This window comes from Streptomyces sp. NPDC031225, from assembly GCF_055570355.1.
Genome location: NZ_JBVIHJ010000005.1, coordinates 334841 through 353607, shown reverse-complemented (window position 1 = coordinate 353607; position 18767 = coordinate 334841). Strand labels below are relative to the sequence as shown.

Genomic DNA, 18767 nt, shown 5'->3' with positions numbered 1-18767 from the left:
TCTTTAGGGACTGATGATGTTCGACTCCGTGCGCGACGACCTGCGCGCCACCCTCGACGAGATCCGCGCCGCCGGCCTGCACAAGCCCGAGCGGGTGATCGACACCCCGCAGTCCAGGGCCGTGAACGTCTCCGCGGGCGGCCGCCCCGGTGAGGTCCTCAACTTCTGCGCCAACAACTACCTCGGCCTCGCCGACCACCCCGAGGTGATCGCCGCCGCACACGAGGCCCTGGACCGCTGGGGCTACGGCATGGCCTCGGTCCGCTTCATCTGCGGCACCCAGGAGGTGCACAAGGAGCTGGAGGCGCGGCTCGCCGCCTTCCTCGGCCAGGAGGACACGATCCTCTACTCCTCCTGCTTCGACGCCAACGGCGGTGTCTTCGAGACCCTCCTCGGCCCCGAGGACGCGGTGATCTCCGACGCCCTGAACCACGCGTCGATCATCGACGGCATCCGGCTGTCCAAGGCCCGCCGCTTCCGGTACGCCAACCGTGATCTGGCCGACCTGGAACGGCAGTTGAAGGACGCTTCGGACGCCCGCCGACGTCTGATCGTCACCGACGGGGTCTTCTCGATGGACGGCTACGTGGCGCCCCTCGGCGAGATCTGCGACCTGGCCGACCGCTACGACGCCATGGTCATGGTCGACGACTCGCACGCCGTCGGCTTCGTCGGCCCCGGCGGCCGCGGCACCCCCGAGCTGCACGGCGTCATGGACCGTGTCGACATCATCACCGGCACCCTCGGCAAGGCCCTCGGCGGCGCCTCCGGCGGTTACGTCGCCGCCCGCGCCGAGATCGTCGCGCTGCTGCGCCAGCGCTCACGGCCGTACCTCTTCTCGAACACGCTCGCCCCGGTGATCGCCGCGGCCTCCCTCAAGGTGCTCGACCTCCTGGAGTCGGCGGACGACCTGCGCATCCGGTTGCGCGAGAACACCGGCCTGTTCCGCCGTCGTATGGCCGAGGAGGGCTTCGACGTCCTGCCCGGCGATCACGCCATCGCACCCGTCATGATCGGGGACGCCTCCGAGGCGGGCCGGCTGGCGGAGCTGCTGCTGGAGCGCGGGGTGTACGTCATCGGCTTCTCGTATCCGGTGGTGCCGCAGGGGCAGGCGCGGATCCGCGTGCAGCTGTCGGCGGCGCACTCCACGGACGACGTGAACCGCGCTGTCGACGCCTTCGTGGCGGCCCGGGCGGAGATGAAGAGCTGACACGGGCTGACCTGACGGCGGTCTCGGACATATTGAGATAATCGATCCATGATCGAAGCGCGGCGGCTCCACATCCTGCGTGCGGTGGCCGACCACCGCACGGTGACGGCGGCTGCCGCCGCGCTGTACCTCACGCCCTCGGCGGTCTCCCAGCAGCTCACCGCTCTGGAACAGGAGACGGGGCACCGCCTCGTCGAGCGCGGCGCCAAGGGCGTACGGCTGACTCCGGCCGGTGAGATCCTGCTGTGCCACACCAACGCGGTCCTCGCCCAGCTGGAGCGGGCGGAGGCCGAGCTGGCCGCGTACAGCTCGGGCGCCGCCGGCACGGTCACCGTCGCCTCCTTCGCGACCGGCATCGCCCTGGTCGTGGCGCCCGCGGTGGCCCGCCTGGCCACAACAGCACCCGGAATCCACATCCGCGTCCAGGACGCGGAGGGCGACGCCAGCCTGCCCATGGTCCTGGACCGGCAGGTCGACGTCGCGGTCGCGGTCGAGTACCGCGGGGCTCCGCCGGCCGACGACCCCCGCCTGGCGCACGTGCCGCTGTACGCCGAGCCCTTCGACGCGGTCGTGCCGGTGAGCCACCGGCTCGCCGACGCGGGCGAGGTGCCGCTGGCGGAGCTCGCCAAGGACCCCTGGATCGGGCCCTACCCGGGCAACCCCTGCCATGACGTCGTGGTCCTGGCCTGCGAGAACGCCGGTTTCCAGCCGAGTCTGGAGCACTCCTCGGACGACTTCCGCGCGGTCGTGGCACTGGCGTCGGCGGGCGCGGGAGTGGCGTTGGTGCCGCGCTCGGCGCTGCGGGGGATGGACCTGGCGGGAGTGGTCGTACGGCCGGTGGACGGGCCGGCACCCACGCGGCGGGTGTTCGCGGCGGTACGGCGGGGAGCGGAGGCGCATCCGCTGATCCGGCCGGTGCTGGAGGCGTTGGGCGAGGCGGCGGAGGCGTAAGGGCGGGCGTATCGCCCTCACTCTCACTCCTCGTGTTTCATATCCGGGATATCATCCCGGATATGAAACACGATGTAGCCGACGGCGGAATGGATTCCGTCGACGCCAGGCTGGCCGCCAGGCTCGCCGTGCTGCGGACCGAACACGGCTGGTCCCTGGGGGAGTTGGCGGAACGCAGCGGGGTCAGCAGGTCCACGCTCTCCCGCGCCGAGCGGGCCGAGATCAGCCCCACCGCCTCGCTTCTGAACCGGCTGTGCGGGGTGTACGGGCGCACCATGTCGCATCTGCTCAGCGAGGTCGAGGCTGAGCCCGCGATGGTGGTGCGGTCCGCCGAACAAGCCGTGTGGGAGGACCGCGCCTCCGGCTTCGTACGGCGGTCCGTGTCGCCGCCGCACCCCGGGCTGCGCGGCGAACTCGTCGAGGGGCGCCTCGCCGCCGGCGCCGACATCGCCTACGACCGGCCCCCCGTGCCCGGTCTGGAACAGCACATCTGGGTGCTGGAGGGCGCCCTCGACGTCACCGCCCAGGACGTCCGTCACCAGCTCGGCACCGGGGACTGTCTACGGCTGCGCGTGTGGGGGCCGACGCGGTTCCGGTGCCCGGGGTCCGACGCGGTGCGGTACGTACTGGCGGTGGTTCTGCCGTGATCGTCACCAGCCTGAACGAGGAGCAACTTGCGTCCCGGACAGCCGAGTTGGCCGACCTGCTGATCGACACCGTGAGTGGCGGCGCCTCGATCGGATTCCTCGCACCCCTGGACCGGTCCACCGCCGTCGCCTGGTGGCAGGAGCGCCTGGCTGCGGTGGCCGCGGGTCATCTGACCGTCCTGGTCGCCCACGACGGTCACCGCGCGGTCGGCACGGTCGCCCTGGCCTACCCCGACAAGCCCAACTCCCGCCACCGCGCCGAGCTGGTCAAGCTGATGGTCCACAGGGACGCACGCGGCCGGGGTCTCGGGCACCGGCTCCTCGGCGCCGCGGAAGAGGCCGCAGCCGCGTCCGGAATCACCCTGCTCCACCTCGACACCGAGACCGACAGCCCCGCCGAGCGCCTCTACGGCTCGGCCGGCTGGACCAGGGCCGGCGTCATCCCCGACTACGCCGCCGATCCCACCGGAGTGCTGCGGCCGACGACGCTGTACTACAAGCGGCTGGGTGCGACCGCTCCCACCAGGTGATTGTCAGTGCGGACGGATACGGTGCCTGTCATGCCGGACGCCGAAGACGTACGCCGTGTCGCCCTGTCCCTGCCGGACACGACGGAGAAGATCGCCTGGAACATGCCCACGTTCCGGGTCGCGGGGAAGATGTTCGCCACGCTGCCCGAGGACGAGACCTCCATCGCCGTGCGCTGCCCGAAGGAGGAGCGGGACGAGCTGGTGCTGGCCGAGCCGGGGAAGTTCTGGATCGCCGACCACGAAGCGCAGTTCGCCTGGGTGCGCGCCCGCCTCGCCGCGGTCGAGGACGAGGAGGAGCTGCGGGACATCCTCGCCGACTCATGGCGCCAGGCGGCCCCGCCCCGGCTGCTCGACGTGTATCCGGAACTGGGGCGGCCGGGCTCCGACTGACGGCCCGGGGTTCGGCCGGGAAAGGGGTGCGCGACCACCGACCCGAGTGCGGTATGGTTTCTTTGCGCGTTCGGCCAGGGGAAACCCCAGGTCAGACAGGCACCGGGACGTGGCGCAGCTTGGTAGCGCACTTGACTGGGGGTCAAGGGGTCGCAGGTTCAAATCCTGTCGTCCCGACGGTGCGAAGGGTCTTCGCAGGCGAGAGCCTGCGGGGCCCTTTTTCGCGTGCTGTGGGATTGAGCCTCGTGCTGTGGGGCCGAGTCGTGCGCCGACCTCGGCGTAGGTCGGTCGGCGCACGGCCGTGACGTTGCCCGAGTGGCGGGCGGGACCTCCTATTCGCCCGACGGTGACGTCAACGGGACGCCCAGCGCCACCGGAGTGCCGAAGTTCGGGGTGCCGTCGGCGTTCCAGGTGAACTTCTGTGCCCTGGTGGTGCGGTTCCGGTCCAGAACCGGTGATCGTCTTCGGCGGAGCCGACTCGGGCGTCCCGAACCGGTCGCGCGGCGACGGGCTGACGTTCCTGGACGTGTTGCGGGCGCGGGCGCCCTTCGCGGCGGCGGCAGCTTTCATGCAGGAGGTACGCGCTCTCGCCGAAGTCTGGCTCTCCGCTGGGCTGTTGAGCGCCGCCGATCGGGACCGGGTGATCTCCGCCGCGCAGAACGCGGACCTCAGATGCTGATTTCGTCGCCGTCGAGGTCGGTGCACTGCCGCAGCACCCGCAGCTCGTCCCCTTCGAACCCCACCTCGTACAGCTTGCCCCGGGCGTTCTCGAAGGGACGGTGAAGGATCATCATCAGCCGGCCGTCGAAGGCCCGGAACAGCATGCCGTGCCCGCTGTCGTCCCGGACCAGCGGCCGGCGCTGCTCCCAGGGGCCGGTCAGCGCACCGGACCTGGAGACGGCGTAGGTCTGCACGTACCCACCGCTGACCGTGCCGTCCGCACCGGCCGTGTCCTTCTCGTACGTGGACCACAGCATGAGGAGGGCGCCGTCCGGGGTGCGGTGGAGCTGCGGGCCGTCGGTGACGTAGGGCGCGAGCTGGTGCGGTACGCCCGCGGGGATCTGCTCACCCAGCCAGAAGGCGTCCGATCCCTTGAACAGGAACACCGGATCGCCGATCGTCCCGGTCAGGTCCGGAGCCAGCCGGATTGCCTCGATGGTGCCGTCGACGGTCTGCAGCCACTCGTGCGCGTACACCATCCAGGGCTGCCCGGCCGGATCGACGTACAGCGTGCCGTCCAGGGTCATGAGATGCGCGGGCGGTGTGGGCCCGGTCGGGTCGACGACGTGGAACGGCCCCAGCAGGGAGTCGGACACGGCCGTGATCGTGCCGCGCGCATGGTTGGGCAGCTGAAAGGGTGTACCCCACCGGCCGGACGGCGGCACCGGAAGCGGGCTGTTCTCGTCGTGCAGGGTGGTGAACAGGTAGTACCTGCCCGCCCATGCGTGCACCTCCGGCGCCCAGCCGCCGTCACCCGCCCAGATCCCCTCCTGCTCACCGGTCCGGAACACCACGACCGGCCGCGTCCAGTCCCGCAGATCACGGCTGCGGTAGACCATCGTGCCGACGCCCTCCACCCCGGACACGGACGGCTCGTTGGACGTGTACAGGTAGTACGTCCGCGTCTCCTCGTCGGCGACGACGAACGGGTCGTGCAGCGGCATGTCGGGCAGGCGCATCGGCTCGGTCTGGATCACAGCTGAACGATACGTGGACGTGCTGACCGGGCGAGGTGCCGTGGGCGTCAGAAGCGGACCGTCAACTCCACACGCACGTCGTCCCCGACGGCCAGCCCCTGCGGTGTGCGCACCGCCTGCTTGAGCGGCAGCAGATAGCCGCCGTCCTTCGGGAAGAGCGACGTCGTGAACGTGACCTCGCCGATCCGGGCCTCGACCGGGATCACGCCCCAGCCGTACGTGGCCATCCGGGCCACCTCGCCGATGTCGGCGCACTCCTGCTCGGGCACGGGGACGAAGTAGAACGGCGCCGGGCCGCGCCATTCGATCACCCGGCCGGTGAAAGCGAGTCGCATGGGGCCCCGTCTCTCGGACACGTCAGGACACGTCGTACCGCGCCGCGATGTCCGTCAGATAACCACGCAGCAGGATCTTCGCCTCCTCCAGCAGCGCCGCGTCCCCCTTCGTGTCCCGGCGGAAGGCCTCCTGGGCGAGGACGTCGGCGGCGAGCATGGCGGCGTGGCAGACGCGGGCGAGGTTCTCGTCGTCCTCGGCGAGGTGCAGGGCGAGCAGGATGCGGCGGATCCCGTCGGCCATCCGGCGCTTGTGCTCACGGTCCGCGGCCCGGGTCCGCTCGGTCAGACCGTTGCCGAACCACAGGGCGCGGAAGCCGTGTTCGGTGCGGTAGATCTCGGCGTACGCGTCGATGAGGACGCCGACCGGGTCCGTCCAGCGCTCGGCGGACGCGGCCCGGACGAGCTCGTCCATCGCCGCTTCCAGCTTGGCGAAGTAGCCGGCTGCGAGCGCCTCGATGATCGCCCCGCGGTCGGGCAGGTACTGGTACAGGGACCCGACCGACACCCGCGCCTCGGACGCGATCCGGGTCGTGGTGAGCGACTCGACGCCCTCCTCGACCAGGATGCGTTCGGCGGCGTCCAGCACCCTGGCCAACCGGGCCCGGCTGCGGGCCTGTTGGGGCGTGCGGCGCAGCGACGCGATCCAGGCCGCCGAGTCGGCGTCCGGGGTGGGCTCACCCACGTGACAACCTCCGAATGTGAACGTGACTTTGTTTCAGGTTTAGGTTAGCGTCGCGCGCATGACCGACTCAAGCCCGGCGCTGGACCAGGAGCGGGCCGCCGTGGCGGACGCCTGCCGCCGTCTTGGAGCCGAGGGCCTGCTCATCGGTACGGCGGGCAACGTCAGCGTACGGGCCGGGGATTACGTGGCGATCACCGCGACCGGCGCGGTCCTCGCCGAGCTCACCCCGGACCAGGTGACCGTCGTCGACCTCGACGGCGAGATCGTGACCGGCAGTCTGCTGCCGACCTCGGAACTCGATCTCCACCTGGGCGTCTACCGCCGGTACGGCACCACCGCGGTCGTGCACACCCACGCCCCGATGGCCACCGCGCTCTCCCTCGTCCTCGACGAACTGCCCTGCATCCACTACCAGTTGCTGGCCCTCGGCGGCACCGTCAGGGTCGCCCCGTACGCCACCTTCGGCACCCCGGACCTCGCCGAGTCGGTCCTCACCGCCCTGGACGGCAGGGGCGCGGCACTGATGGCCAACCACGGGGCCGTCACCCACGCCCCGAGCCTGGACAAGGCGGTCGAGCACGCGCTGCTCCTGGAGTGGGCCTGCGGTGTGTACCAGCACGCGGCCGCGCTCGGGAAACCGCGCGCCCTCGACGAACAGCAGCAGATCGCGGTGATCGAGGCAGCCCTCGCCCGCAACTACGGCACCACGCAATCCGCTCAGGAGGGGAACCGATGAACGTCGTCACCATGGGTGTGCACGTACTGGACGTCCTGGTCCGGCCGGTCGAGGAGATACCCGAGGGCCAGGGCACGACCCTGGTCGAGGACATCCGCATGACCGCCGCCGGCACGGCCGCCGGCACCGCCCTCACCCTCGCCAAGCTGGGCGCCACGGTGCGCACCGCCGGAGCGATCGGCACCGACCCGACCGGCGACCTGCTCACGCAGCTCCTCGACAGGGCGGGCATCGACACCGCGCTGCTCGTCCGCCGCATCGACACCTCCACTTCCGCGACCGTCCTGCCCATCCGCCCCAACGGCGACCGCCCCACCCTCCACCTGCTCGGCGCCAACATCACCTACGGCCTCGACGACGTGCCCTGGGACGCGGTCGCCGAGGCGACCCACCTGCACCTGGGCGGTCCTGAGCTGATCGGCGCCGAAGTCGCCGCGCGCATCCTGGCGCACGCCAAGGACCACGGCGTGGTCACCTCGGTGGACCTCCTCGCCCCCGGCGAACTCGGCACCTTCGACCAGATCGAACCGCTGCTGCCGCACGTCGACTTCCTGCTCCCCAACGAGGACCAGGTCCTCGGCTTCAGCGAGGAACAGGACCTGGTGACCGGCGCGAAGAAGTTCCTGGCCGGCGGAGTGGGCCTGGTCGCGGTCACTCGCGGCGGCGACGGCGCCCTCCTCGTCACCGCCGAGGGCACGGAGACGGTCCCCGCCTTCGACGTCGAGGTCATCGACACCACCGGCTGCGGCGACGCCTTCTCCGCGGGGTTCCTGCGGGGGATCAGCCTGAACCGGACGCCCCGTGAGGCGGCCGTACTCGGCAGTGCCGCCGCGGCACTGGTGGCGCAGGGACTGGGCAGCGACCACGGCGAGTTCGACCTCGCGGAGGCCGACGAGTTCTCGATGACGCACAAGACGCGCGCCTGATCCGCACACCTCCCCGCGATCTGTGACGGGAGGGGAATGGGCCCACGGTGCCCGGTGTTGCGGGAGCATCGAGCCGTCCCGCAGCACCGCACCACAGGGAGTCGTCCCATGCCCCGCTCCGAAGCGCGCGTCGCCACCGACCGCCCGCACCGCTACGCCAAGCAGCTCGCCTCGCACCTGGGCCGCCGCAGCGAGACCAGCTGGGACGAGGACAGCGGTGCGGGCAGCATCGCCTTCCAGAACGGCGGCAGGGGCACCCTCACCGCCACCGAGGGAGCCCTGCTGCTCGCCCTGGAGACCGAGGCCGACCACCTCGACCTTCTGGAGGGCGTCGTCGGCAGCCACCTGGTCCGCTTCGGCAGCAAGGACGAACTGGTCGTCGAGTGGACCCGGGACACCGGCGAGCCCGGCACGACGCAGCGCAAGGACACCGACTGACGGGCGGCCTCAGACGACGCAGCCCACGTGGGCCAGCGCCTGCTTGAGCAGCACCCCGTGACCGCCGGGCATCTCGCCCCTCACCGCCGGTGACAGGGCCTCCTCCGGGCTGAACCACACCAGGTCCAGGGCGTCCTGACGGGGCCGGCAGTCACCGGCCACCGGGACGACGTAGGCGAGGGACACCGCGTGCTGCCGCGGGTCGTGGTACGGCGTGACCCCGTGGGTCGGGAAGTACTCCGCCACCGTGAACGGCTGGAGCGAGGCCGGGACCCGGGGCAGCGCCACGGCTCCCAGGTCCTTCTCCAGGTGGCGCAGAAGGGCGTCCCTGACCCGCTCGTGGTGCAGGACGCGGCCGGAGACCAGCGTCCGGCTGACCGTTCCGTCGGGGCCGATACGCAGCAGCAGGCCGACGCTGGTGACTTCGCCGCTGTCGTCGACGCGCACGGGCACGGCCTCGACGTACAGGATGGGCATCTGGGCGCGCGCCTGCTCGAGGTCGTCGGCGCTCAGCCAGCCGGGCGTGGTTTCGGTCAAGTCAGACATTGCTAGATCATACTTTCCGGGGACGGCGGGCGCTGAGTCGCGCTCGCCTGGTGGGACGGGGGCGGGGCAGGAAGTCCGTAGAGGCGGCGGGCGTTGTCGCCGCTCGTCCAGGCCGCGACGCGCAACGCGTCCGGCAGGCTCAGCTCGTCGGCGTCCACCCGCTCCTGGAGCAGTCCGGCCAGTCCGTGCCGGAAGGACAGCGCGCCGAGCAGATGGAATTCGGCCACTCCGTACGCGTCGGAGCTGTACAGCAGCTTGCGGAACGGCGTGATCTCCAGCGCCTCCGCCAGGATCGCCCGGGACCGCGCGGGGCCGACGTAGTGCAGGGTCAGACCGACATCCAGGTACACCTGCTCGAACACCGCGGCCAGATAGGCGGCCTGCCGCTGATACGGCCAGCAGTGCAGCAGCAGGACCGGGATGGTGCCCGCGGTCAGGTGCAGCCAGTCCGTGAGGTGGGTCGGGTCCACACGGTGCATCCGGATGTCGCTGTCCCCGAACCCGGTGTGCAGCTGCAGCGGCAGCCCCAGATCCACGGCGGTCCACAGCAGATGCCGTACGAGCACCGGATCGGCCAGTCGCCCGCCCCGGGCCAGCCAGCCGGCGGCGGCACGGGTGACCTCCTCGTCCGAGGGACGCGCCGGGTCCAGGTCGAAGCCGGTCCGGTAGGCCGCCACGGACTTCACCGCGACCACGCCCGGGCGCCCCACCGCCTCCAGACAGGAAGCGCGGAACACGTCCGCGTACGCGTCGGGCTCCACGCCCCGCGCCGCCACCGCCTCCGCGACACCCTCCAGCCGTACGATCTCGTACGCCGTCCCGCCCGCGGCCTCCGCCAGCTGCGCCGGAGTGGTGAGACGTTCCGCCGCGTACCCGGTGTCCACGCAGAACACGTCCGTGCCCGCGGCGGTCAGGAAGCGGCGGTTGACCTCCCGCGCGCCGAGCTCGGCCCGCCGGGCCAGATACTCCTCGGGCGGCGCGTGCCGCGGCAGATCCAGCAGGGGAGCGCAGTGCCGACGCACCGCCACGCCGACCGGGCTGTCGAAGGGGGAGATCCCCGGCCAGACCGCGCCCTCGGTGATCAGTGACGCGAAGCCCGCCCCGTCGAGGCCCTCGGTGACCACCCCGTGGCAGTGGTGATCCACCAGCCGGGCGGCGCCGAGGGCCTCGTGGACGGCGTGCGCGCTCATGGTCAGTACGTCCAGCGGTAGGCGGCCGCGATCTGCTCGTCGTCCAGCTCGGCCACCGAATCGACCTCGCCGAACCGGACGGCGACCACGGCGTCGGCGAGCACCGGGCCGAGCGCGGCCCGCAGTCGTTCGTCGGCACGGAACGCCTTGACCGCCTGGGAGAGGGAGGTCGGCAGCCGTCGTACGCCCGCGGCGGCCGCCGCATCGGCCGCCAGCAGAGCCGGGTCCCCGGTGATCTCCTGGGGCAGCCGGGCGGACGAGGTCAGGCCGTCGAGTCCGGCGGCGATCAGGCCGGTGAACGCCAGATACGGGTTGGCGGCCAGGTCGACCGGCTTCAGCTCCAGGTTCGCGGCCCGGTCGGTCAGGCCCACCGTGCCGGTGATGATCCGCACGGCCGCCTCCCGCGTCTCGCGGCCCCACGCGGTGAACACCCCGGCCCACTGGGACGGCTTGAGGCGCAGATAGCTGGCCGGGCTGGGCGCGGTCAGAGCCGTGAGCGCGTGCAGGTGGGCGACGACGCCCGCCACGAACGACTCGGCCTCGGGCGTCATGCCGTAGCGGCCCCTGCCCGAGGAGTGCAGGTTCACGCCCTCGCGCCAGGCGGAGAGGTGCAGATGGCCGCCGTTGCCGACGCCCTCCGCGAAGACCGACGGGGCGAAGGAGACGACGAGCCCGTGCCGCTGGGCCACCGCCCTGATCGTCTGCCGTACGAGCACACTGATGTCGGCCGCCGCCACCGGGTCCAGGGCGGCCGTCGAGATCTCGAACTGCCCGGCCGCGTACTCGGGGTGCAGCTGCTCGACCTCGATGCCCTGCTCGGCGCAGGCCGCCAGCAGGTCGGCCGCGTAGTCGGAGAGCTCCACCTGCCGGGTGGCGCCGTACGCCGGTCCCGACACCGCGGGCACGAAAGCGCCGTCGGCCGCCGGGCCCCGGCCCACCGCCCACTCGATCTCGACGCCCGCCTTGAAGGTGATCCCGTGCCGCTCGGCCGCCTCGGTCACGATCCGCCTGAGAGCCGTGCGGGAGCACCCCGGATGCGGTGCGCCCTCCTGGGTGATCCTGTCCACCGGCGCCCACGCCCAGCCGGGCTGCCCGGCCAGTGCCACGAGCCGGTCGAGGTCGGGATACAGGCGCAGGTCGCCGTCGGGGGAGCCCAGGGTGTCGGTGGTGACGATGGAGTCGTTCGCCAGGAAGGTGTCGAACACCGGGGACATGCCCACGCCCCAGGCCGCGGCGGAGGCCAGCTTCGCCGTGGGGATCGTCTTCACCCGGCAGACGCCCGCGGTGTCGACGTAGGCCAGGACGATGCCGCGCACCCCTTGGTCGGCCAGGTCCTCGGAGAGCGCGCCGGCGCGCTTCACGTCACCGGGACGGCCGCCGGGGACGGGATCGGCAAGGGTGGTCATACGTCCTCCACGACGGGCTCGGCTGGTTCGGATCCCGCGTCAGGGTTTCACGGCCACCGCGCCGAACTGCGGTACCACGACCGGGGTTCCGGACTCGGCACGCCACTGCGAGCAGGAGACCAGACCGGGTTCGAGGAGGTCGAGGCCCTCGAAGAACGTGGCGATGTCCTCGCCGCTGCGGGCGGTGATCGGCGGAGTGGCGTTCTCGTTCCAGAACTTCATCGCCGGGATCTGGCCCTCGCCGCCGAGGTCGGCGTCGAACGTGGGGTGCGTCAGGGCGAGATGGCTGCCCGCGGGCATCGCGGCCATGATCTCGCGGGCGATCCGCCGCGCCTCCTCGGTGTCGAGGACGAAGTTGAGGATGCCGAGCATCATCACCGCGACCGGCTTGGTGAAGTCCAGGGTCCGCGCGGCGCGTTCGAGGATGGCGGCCGTGTCGTGGACGTCGGCGTCGATGTAGTCGGTGACGCCCTCCTGGGTGCTGGTCAGCAGGGTGCGGGCGTGGACCAGGACGATCGGGTCGTTGTCGACGTAGACGATCCGCGACTCGGGGGCGATGCGCTGGGCGATCTCATGGGTGTTGTCCACCGTCGGCAGCCCGGTGCCGATGTCGAGGAACTGCCGGATGCCCCGCTCCTCGGCGAGGAAGCGCACCGAGCGGCCCAGGAACCAGCGGTCCGCGCGGGCGATCTCCCGGATGATCGGGAACATCCCGGCGACGTGGTCGCCGACTCCCTGGTCGACCTCGTAGTTGTCCTTGCCGCCGATCCAGTAGTTCCACACGCGCGCGTTGTGCGCCACACCTGTGTTCAGCCTCGCCGACGCACCCGAGGGGGTGTGGCTGTCGCTCACGACTGTGCTCCTTCTCGTGCCTTCGGGCGTTGCCGCCATTGTGCCGCCCGATGATCAGCGTGTCCCGGAAACGGGAGTGACTCAGCCCTCAGTCCTCAGGCCGCGCGTGGCCGTTCTGCCAGGCCCAGGCCGCGATCTCGACGCGGTTCCGTGCGGCGAGCTTGAGCTGGACGCTGGAGAGGTGGGTCTTGACCGTGGAGAGCGACACATACAGTTCGGCGGCGATCTCGGCGTTCGTACGGCCGAGGGCGACCAGGCGGACCACGTCGAGCTCACGGTCGGTCAGGGGTTCGGTGACCGGCGCCGGACGAACCGCGACGACCGGTTGTGGCGCCGCGTCGGCCGTGAGGTGACGCAGCAGGCGCACGGTGACCGAGGGGGAGACCAGCGAGTCACCGGCCGCAGCCGCGCGGACCGCCTCCGCGAGGAGCGTGGGTCCGGAGTCCTTCAGCAGGAATCCGCAGGCCCCGCCGCGCAGCGCGCCGTAGACGTACTCGTCCAGGTCGAAGGTGGTGACCACGACCACCCGCATCGGGTCGGCGACCTCGGGCCCCGCCAGCATGCGGGTCGCCTCCAGCCCGTCCAGTCTCGGCATCCGGATGTCCAGCAGACAGACATCGGGCCGCAGCTCCCGCGCCAGCCGCACCGCCGCCTCCCCGTCCGCGGCCTCGGCGACCACCGTGATGTCGGGCTGCGCGTCCAGGAAGAAACGGAATCCGGTACGGACCATGTCCTGGTCGTCGGCGATCAGCACGCGGATGGGCGCGGCCGGCGGGGTGGGGCTCGTCATGGGTCGATCATGCCTCAGGTGCGGTGGGGGGAGGGGTGGGTGCGGTGGCGCCGGGGCGGTGGGGGAGGTGTGAGTGCGGTGGCGCCGGGCGGTGGGGCAGGTGTGGGTGCGGTGCCGCCGGGACGGATGGTCCGGGGTGTTGTCCGAGCTCGGTGCGGGGCGGGGTGCCTGGGGTGAGCGGCGGCACCCCTGGACCGCTGTTCCTGGCGGGAGTTGTCGGCGGACACGGGCTGCGTCCCGCCCCACCACGCCGTACCGGAGAACGCTGTTTGTGGGCGGAGGGAGGGTGGTTCCGGTCGGCCCGCCTCCTCCCACGGCGAACCGGCTCGCGGTCTTGGTCCGGCCTCGCGGTCTTGGTCCCGGCCTCGGTCCCCCGCTTCCGGTCTCGACCCTGGCCCTGGTCCTGGGCCCGGCCCTGGTCTCGGCTCTGGTCTCGGTCTCGGTCTCAGCTTTGGTCTCGGCCTCCGTCCCGGCTCCGGCTCCGGCCCCGCCCCGCCCCCCGCCCCGGTCCCGGCCCCGCCCCGGCCCTGGCCTGCGGTGTCGTTTCCGACGGACGTCGGTTGCTCTCGGGCCGTGATTCAGGCCGTGTTTCTCGCCGCGTCCTCCGTCACTCTTCGCAGCAGGGGGCGGCTGCCGCCGATCGCTGCGAACATGGCCAGCGCGCCGACGGCCACGCAGACCGCGAGTTCCAGTGCGCCGGTCACGTCGAGGGAGGCGCCGAAGGCCTTGTTGAGCCGGTATGAGGCGTAGACGCCCATGGCGGTGGTGCCACCGGCCAGGACGACCAGGGGGATCACCGTCTCGCGGGCCCGGGCCCGGTCCAGCACCTTCAACGGGGTGCCGGCGAGGCGGAGGAGGCCGTAGATCCGGCGCCGGTCCAGGACGCCCGCGGCGGCGGTGAGGCCGGCGGACGTCGTGGCGACGAGGAAGCTGAGGGCCAGCGTCGCCGTGCTGACCTCGGCGAAGCGGCCGATGGCCGAGCGGTCTCCCGCTGTCGCGTAGTCCTGGGTGTACGGGAGGCGTCCCGGGTTCGCGTCGGTGAGCGCGGTGACGGCGGTGTCGAGCCGTGCCCGGCCGCCGCCGGTGATGTGGGCGATGACGCCCGGCGTGCCGCTGAGCAGCCCGTCCCAGTCGTCCTCACCCACCGTGCGGACGCTCGCGTCGATGCCGGCGTCACGCAGGAGCGTACGGACCTCGGAGGCCTGGGCACCCGCCACGGCCACCTGGTCCCGGTGCTCGGAGCCGTCCGTGCCGATCATGCTCACCGCGAAGAACCCCGCCGCGAACCCGGCCAGCACCAGACCGCTGACCGTACGCCAGGCGCCACGGGGGTCATCGCTCAGGCGGCGGCCCGCCAGCAGCGTCGCCGGGCGGCGGGCGAAGCGGCTCACCAGCCGGCCGACCCGGTCCACCACCCACGGCCCGAACAGCCAGAACGCCCCGTAGAACAGCAGGAGCAGAACGACCACCTGCCGGGTCGACACCTGGCCGCCGGTGGAGCTCCAGACGTAGATCAGGACCGCCACGAACAGTGCGAACCGGATCCAGCGGGTGCGCCGGGGATTCGCCTGCTGGGCGACCCCCAGCGGCGAGGTCGCGACCTGGCGCAGCATCGACACCGCGCTGACCGTGATGAGTCCGGTGACCGCGAGCACCACCGCGGCCAGCCACGGCAGTCCCACCCACAGCTCGCCCGTGTACCAGCCGCCGATGCCGTACGGGACCTCGGCGAGCAGGGGCAGCAGCACCCCGTACAGCGCCGCACCCGTCAGGGCGCCGGCCGCGCCCAGCGCCGCGGTCTCCAGCGCGGTCATCCCGACGATCTGCCGCGGGGTCGCCCCGGCCAGCCGCAGCGCGGCCAGCTGCTGTTCGCGCCGGGCCGCGCCCAGCCGCCCGGACGCCGCGGCGAGCACCACCACCGGCATCACCAGCAGGGCCGCACCCAGCAGCGCGGTCGGCTGGTCGGTGTAGGTGAACAGACTCCGGTGCGTGCCGGAGAATCCGGTGATCTCGGCACGCGCGGCCTGGTCGATGTCGTACACCGAGGAGTCCGCGGCCTTGTCGGACACCGCCGGATCGGTCGGGGCCCGTCCGACGACGGCCACCAGTTCGTCCGGCGAGGCCAGACCGGCGGTGCCGATCGTGCCGTACGACGACACCTTCGGGAAGCGGTCGGCGAGCTGGTCCGCGGGCAGCCTGTGCAGCAGCGAGGCCAGGGCCGGGGAGACGTACACCGACCCCTTCGCCGGGAAGGCGTCGAGGCCGGGCGGGGCGGGGGTCCCGGGGCGCCCGGCGAGCTGGGCGAGGGAGACGACGGTGACGGGCGCGTGGCGTACGTACGTCGTCGCGAGTGCTTGGACGGCGGTGCCGTGCTTCGAGGGCTCCGGGGTCCGCCAGGCGGTGCGGTCGGCTCGGGTGCCGGAACCGAGGGCGGCGGCGAGCATCACCAGCAGCACGAACGCGCCGACGGCGGCGGCACCGGCCGCGAGCAGCCGGCTCTGCAGTCCGCGGCGGCCGGAGGACCGCACGAGGTGCCAGGTCAGGGAAGGGACGAGGGAACGCATGACATCTCCTGCCGCTCAGGCGACCGTGTACTGGGTGTGGCCGCTGATACGGCCGTCGCGGACCTGCAGGACGCGGTCGCAGTGGGCGGCGACGTCCGCGTCGTGGGTGACCATCACCAGGGCGGCGCCCGAGTCGCGGGTCACGGACGTCAGCAGCCGGACCACCTCCGTGCTGGTGGCCTGGTCGAGGGCGCCGGTCGGCTCGTCCGCGAAGACCACGTCCGGTTCGACTGCCAGGGCGCGGGCGATCGCCACACGCTGCGCCTGGCCGCCGGAGAGCTGCCCGGGTCTGCGGTGGGCGAGGCCGTCGAGGCCCAGGGGCGCGAACCAGCGGCGGGCCCGCTCGACGGCCTGTCTGCGGGGCATGCCCTCCAGCATCAGCGGCAGTGCCACGTTCTCGTCGGCGGGCAGCTCCGGGAGCAGCTGACCGGACTGGAAGACGAACCCGAAGCGCCTGCGGCGCAGCGCGCTCAGCAGGTTCTCGCCGAGCCGGTCGATGCGGTCGTTGCGCAGCAGCACCTCGCCGCCGTCGGGGCGGACGATGCCCGCGAGAGTGTGCAGGAGGGTGGACTTGCCGGAGCCCGACGGGCCCATGATCGCCAGCGATTCGCGCTCGCCGACCTCGACGTCCACCCCGGCGAGCGCGGTGGTGGTGCCGTACTTCTTGACGAGGCCGTAACCGGCCAGGACGGTGTTCATGACGTGAGCCGGTCCTCTGCTAGCGGTCGAACTTCCAGGTGACGGACGTGCCCGAGGCCTTGACCACGGTGACGGGTATGTCGACGGACCCGCCGTCGCTCTTCTTGCCGGTGCAGGTGACGGAGGCGCCGGCGACGGCCTTCAACCCGCTGGGACAGGTGACGTCCGAGACCTTCACCCCCACCCAGGGCAGCGGGTGGTACTTGCTCTGGGTGCGGCCCTCGACGACGTACGCGGCGAGCGCCTTGTGACCATCGACGGTCGCCGTGCTCCGGGCGTCCAGCGCGGTGGTCGACTCGGTACCGGCCAGAAAGTGGCCGCCGAGTCCGACCACGACGGCCGCTCCGGCCACCGCACCGACGGTGCCGACGACGTACTTGCTGTGCATCACGTGCTCCTGAGGACAGGGGAGGAGGGGTCTCCCGGGGAAGTGGCTCCACCCTCGCCCGCGGGACCGGGCGCCCGCCTCGGCCGAACGGCCACGGTTCCGGGCCCGGCGCGGCGGTGCCTCGACCGTTCGGCCGATCCCGGCGCCGTCGGCTGCGCATACCGTGATCGGCATGAAGTCCGTTTCCGTCCGTGGCTGCGTAGGGGGCGCAGGTTTCGGTGCCCTCGTCGCGGCGGCCGTCGTCGACCTCCTCGCCTCCGGCGCCGACAACGGCGTCCACTGGCCGCAGGTGGCCGTCCTGCTGCTCGGCGCCGCCGCCGTACTGTGGCCGGCCCACCGGCGTCCCCCCTGGCTCACCCCGCAGGTGCGCACGGCCGCACCGGCCGTGGCCTCCCTCCTGTGCACGGTCGATTCGGTGGTGCGGTCCGGCGCCGACTTCGGCCCGGGTGAGCCGGCCATCCTGCTGTGCCTGCTGTTCATCGCCGTACGGCACTGTCCGCGCAACGCGGTGGTGGCGTGCGCGTCGCTCGACGGGGGCGCCGTGCTCGCGCTTCCGGTACGGCCGTTCCTGCACGAGTCGGACATCATGCTGGCGTACATGCTGGTCGGGCTCGCCCTGGTGGGGCTGACCGTGGCGTTCGCGGCGTATCTGCGCTCGCAGGACTACCGGCGGACCGTCGCCGTCAGCGAGACCCGGCGCTCGGAACGCCTCGCCATCGCCGCCGACCTGCACGACTTCGTCGCCCACCACGTCACCGGCATCCTGGTGCAGACCCAGGTGGCGCGGATGATGGCGGACAACGACTCCGACGACCTCGACCCCGTGCTGGCCGGCATAGAGCGTGCCGCGACCGAGGCGCTCGCCTCGATGCGCCGCACGGTCGGCGTGCTGCGCGACACCGACGACGCGGCGGACCGCCACCCGGTGGGCGACCTCGCGGGCATCGCCGGACTCGTCGACGGATTCGCGAGCCCCGTCCAGAAGGCCACCCTGCTCCGCGGCCCCGCCGTGTCCGACGCGCTCCCGCACGAGGTCCAGGCGGCGGCCTTCCGTGTGGTGCAGGAGGCGCTGACCAATGTACGGAGGCATGCGGGCGACGCCACCCAGGTCACCGTCGATCTGCGGTACGAGGAGGCCCGCCTGGGGGTGACCGTGTCCGACGACGGTCGCGGCGGCAGCCAGTTGCCCGCCGCGGCCCACGGGGGCGGGTTCGGGCTGGTCGGCCTCAAGGAGCGAGTGACGGCGCTGGGCGGGGAACTGCACGCGGGGCCGCGGGCCGGACACGGGTGGGAGGTGCGAGCGGTCTTCCCGGGGTGACGCGAGCGGTCACCGCCGGGTGCCCCGGTGCGGTCGTCTCCCGGCGGGGCCACGGCTCCTCATGGGTGACGGCGGTCTTCGCTGGACAGGGTGGTCGGTCATCGCCGGGTCAAGCGGGTGGGGTCTTCCCCTCCCCTGGGTGGGGCCGTGGCTTGTCAGGGGTTAGGCGGGCGGTCTTGCCGGGGCACCGCGGGCGGTCTTCGCCTTGTGACCCGGTGCGGTCGTCTCCCGGCGGGGCCGCGGCCCGTCCCGGGTGACAGCCGTCTTCTCCGGGTGCGCGCGGTCATCGCCAAGTCGGGCGGCCGGTCGTGCCCCGAGTGGGGCGAGCCGTCTTCCCGGGTGACGCGGGCGGTCCCGAGTGGGGTGAGCCAGCTGCCCCGGGTGACGCGAGCGGTCCCCCCGAGTCGGGGCGCCGTCCGTCCCGCGTGGGGCGGGCGCTCTGTTCCCGGTGGGGTGCCGGGATGTTCAATGG

21 protein-coding genes and 1 tRNA gene are annotated in these 18767 nt (G+C 72.3%); 11 read left to right on the top strand and 11 right to left on the bottom strand.

The window, feature by feature from the left end; genetic code table 11:
* Positions 1–16: 16 nt before the first annotated feature.
* The 7 genes from ACZ48Z_RS11265 to ACZ48Z_RS11235 all read left to right on the top strand — a co-directional run bounded on the left by ACZ48Z_RS11265 (position 17) and on the right by ACZ48Z_RS11235 (position 4407).
* The gene (locus ACZ48Z_RS11265) at positions 17–1210 is read left to right on the top strand and encodes a glycine C-acetyltransferase (RefSeq protein WP_468735558.1); all 1194 of its coding nucleotides are present in this window, start codon (positions 17–19) and stop codon (positions 1208–1210) included.
* A gap of 48 nt (positions 1211–1258) precedes the next feature.
* Complete coding sequence (locus ACZ48Z_RS11260; RefSeq protein WP_468735557.1) at positions 1259–2161, top strand: LysR family transcriptional regulator; 903 nt, start codon at positions 1259–1261, stop codon at positions 2159–2161.
* Between the two features lie 62 nt (positions 2162–2223).
* Positions 2224–2808: a helix-turn-helix domain-containing protein gene (locus ACZ48Z_RS11255; RefSeq protein WP_468735556.1), complete on the top strand. Its 585-nt coding sequence runs from the start codon at positions 2224–2226 to the stop codon at positions 2806–2808.
* On the top strand, positions 2805–3338 hold the full coding sequence (locus ACZ48Z_RS11250; RefSeq protein WP_468735555.1) for a GNAT family N-acetyltransferase: 534 nt from the start codon (positions 2805–2807) through the stop codon (positions 3336–3338). The genes ACZ48Z_RS11255 and ACZ48Z_RS11250 overlap by 4 nt, the downstream gene beginning before the upstream one ends.
* 30 nt (positions 3339–3368) lie before the next feature.
* Positions 3369–3728, top strand: a complete 360-nt coding sequence (locus ACZ48Z_RS11245) for an MmcQ/YjbR family DNA-binding protein (protein WP_468735554.1) — start codon at positions 3369–3371, stop codon at positions 3726–3728.
* 103 nt (positions 3729–3831) lie between these two features.
* Positions 3832–3905: transfer RNA gene (locus ACZ48Z_RS11240), tRNA-Pro, on the top strand.
* A 244-nt stretch (positions 3906–4149) separates the two neighbouring features.
* A complete protein-coding gene (locus ACZ48Z_RS11235) occupies positions 4150–4407 on the top strand; it encodes a hypothetical protein (RefSeq protein WP_468735553.1) in 258 nt (85 codons plus the stop codon).
* On the opposite strand, the gene ACZ48Z_RS11230 is transcribed toward ACZ48Z_RS11235, so the two are convergent.
* The 3 genes from ACZ48Z_RS11230 to ACZ48Z_RS11220 form a co-directional block, all read right to left on the bottom strand.
* The gene (locus ACZ48Z_RS11230; RefSeq protein ID WP_468735649.1) at positions 4397–5407 is read right to left on the bottom strand and encodes a glycoside hydrolase family 43 protein; all 1011 of its coding nucleotides are present in this window, start codon (positions 5405–5407) and stop codon (positions 4397–4399) included. The two genes, ACZ48Z_RS11235 and ACZ48Z_RS11230, sit on opposite strands and share 11 nt — an antisense overlap.
* A 65-nt stretch (positions 5408–5472) precedes the next feature.
* Entirely contained in the window at positions 5473–5760 is a 288-nt protein-coding gene (locus tag ACZ48Z_RS11225; protein WP_468735552.1) for a DUF1905 domain-containing protein, read from the bottom strand.
* 22 nt (positions 5761–5782) lie between these two features.
* Positions 5783–6442, bottom strand: a complete 660-nt coding sequence (locus ACZ48Z_RS11220) for a TetR family transcriptional regulator (protein ID WP_468735551.1) — start codon at positions 6440–6442, stop codon at positions 5783–5785.
* Positions 6443–6500: 58 nt separating this feature from the next.
* Between ACZ48Z_RS11220 and ACZ48Z_RS11215 the strand changes: the two genes are divergently transcribed.
* From ACZ48Z_RS11215 to ACZ48Z_RS11205, 3 genes are all read left to right on the top strand, one after another.
* Complete coding sequence (locus ACZ48Z_RS11215; protein WP_468735550.1) at positions 6501–7178, top strand: class II aldolase/adducin family protein; 678 nt, start codon at positions 6501–6503, stop codon at positions 7176–7178.
* The gene (locus ACZ48Z_RS11210; RefSeq protein WP_468735549.1) at positions 7175–8104 is read left to right on the top strand and encodes a carbohydrate kinase family protein; all 930 of its coding nucleotides are present in this window, start codon (positions 7175–7177) and stop codon (positions 8102–8104) included. The genes ACZ48Z_RS11215 and ACZ48Z_RS11210 overlap by 4 nt, the downstream gene beginning before the upstream one ends.
* Before the next feature lie 108 nt (positions 8105–8212).
* Entirely contained in the window at positions 8213–8542 is a 330-nt protein-coding gene (locus tag ACZ48Z_RS11205; protein ID WP_468735548.1) for a DUF2218 domain-containing protein, read from the top strand.
* 9 nt (positions 8543–8551) lie between these two features.
* Here the strand turns inward: ACZ48Z_RS11205 and ACZ48Z_RS11200 are convergent, their stop codons facing one another.
* The 8 genes from ACZ48Z_RS11200 to ACZ48Z_RS11165 all read right to left on the bottom strand — a co-directional run bounded on the left by ACZ48Z_RS11200 (position 8552) and on the right by ACZ48Z_RS11165 (position 16977).
* The gene (locus ACZ48Z_RS11200; RefSeq protein WP_468735547.1) at positions 8552–9088 is read right to left on the bottom strand and encodes an NUDIX hydrolase family protein; all 537 of its coding nucleotides are present in this window, start codon (positions 9086–9088) and stop codon (positions 8552–8554) included.
* 2 nt (positions 9089–9090) lie between these two features.
* Entirely contained in the window at positions 9091–10278 is a 1188-nt protein-coding gene (locus tag ACZ48Z_RS11195) for an amidohydrolase family protein (protein WP_468735546.1), read from the bottom strand.
* A 2-nt stretch (positions 10279–10280) separates the two neighbouring features.
* The gene (locus ACZ48Z_RS11190; RefSeq protein WP_468735545.1) at positions 10281–11684 is read right to left on the bottom strand and encodes a glutamine synthetase family protein; all 1404 of its coding nucleotides are present in this window, start codon (positions 11682–11684) and stop codon (positions 10281–10283) included.
* Positions 11685–11723: 39 nt separating this feature from the next.
* Positions 11724–12536: an SAM-dependent methyltransferase gene (locus ACZ48Z_RS11185; RefSeq protein ID WP_468735544.1), complete on the bottom strand. Its 813-nt coding sequence runs from the start codon at positions 12534–12536 to the stop codon at positions 11724–11726.
* Positions 12537–12624: 88 nt separating this feature from the next.
* Positions 12625–13326 carry a response regulator gene (locus ACZ48Z_RS11180; protein WP_468735543.1) on the bottom strand — a complete coding sequence of 234 codons (702 nt, stop codon included), beginning with the start codon at positions 13324–13326 and terminating at the stop codon, positions 12625–12627.
* A gap of 578 nt (positions 13327–13904) precedes the next feature.
* Positions 13905–15890 carry an FtsX-like permease family protein gene (locus ACZ48Z_RS11175; RefSeq protein WP_468735542.1) on the bottom strand — a complete coding sequence of 662 codons (1986 nt, stop codon included), beginning with the start codon at positions 15888–15890 and terminating at the stop codon, positions 13905–13907.
* A gap of 15 nt (positions 15891–15905) precedes the next feature.
* The gene (locus ACZ48Z_RS11170; RefSeq protein ID WP_468735541.1) at positions 15906–16589 is read right to left on the bottom strand and encodes an ABC transporter ATP-binding protein; all 684 of its coding nucleotides are present in this window, start codon (positions 16587–16589) and stop codon (positions 15906–15908) included.
* Between the two features lie 19 nt (positions 16590–16608).
* Complete coding sequence (locus tag ACZ48Z_RS11165) at positions 16609–16977, bottom strand: DUF4333 domain-containing protein (protein WP_468735540.1); 369 nt, start codon at positions 16975–16977, stop codon at positions 16609–16611.
* A 172-nt stretch (positions 16978–17149) separates the two neighbouring features.
* Here ACZ48Z_RS11165 and ACZ48Z_RS11160 point away from each other — a divergent pair, with 172 nt between their 5' ends.
* Entirely contained in the window at positions 17150–18295 is a 1146-nt protein-coding gene (locus tag ACZ48Z_RS11160) for a sensor histidine kinase (RefSeq protein WP_468735539.1), read from the top strand.
* Positions 18296–18767 lie beyond the last annotated feature (472 nt).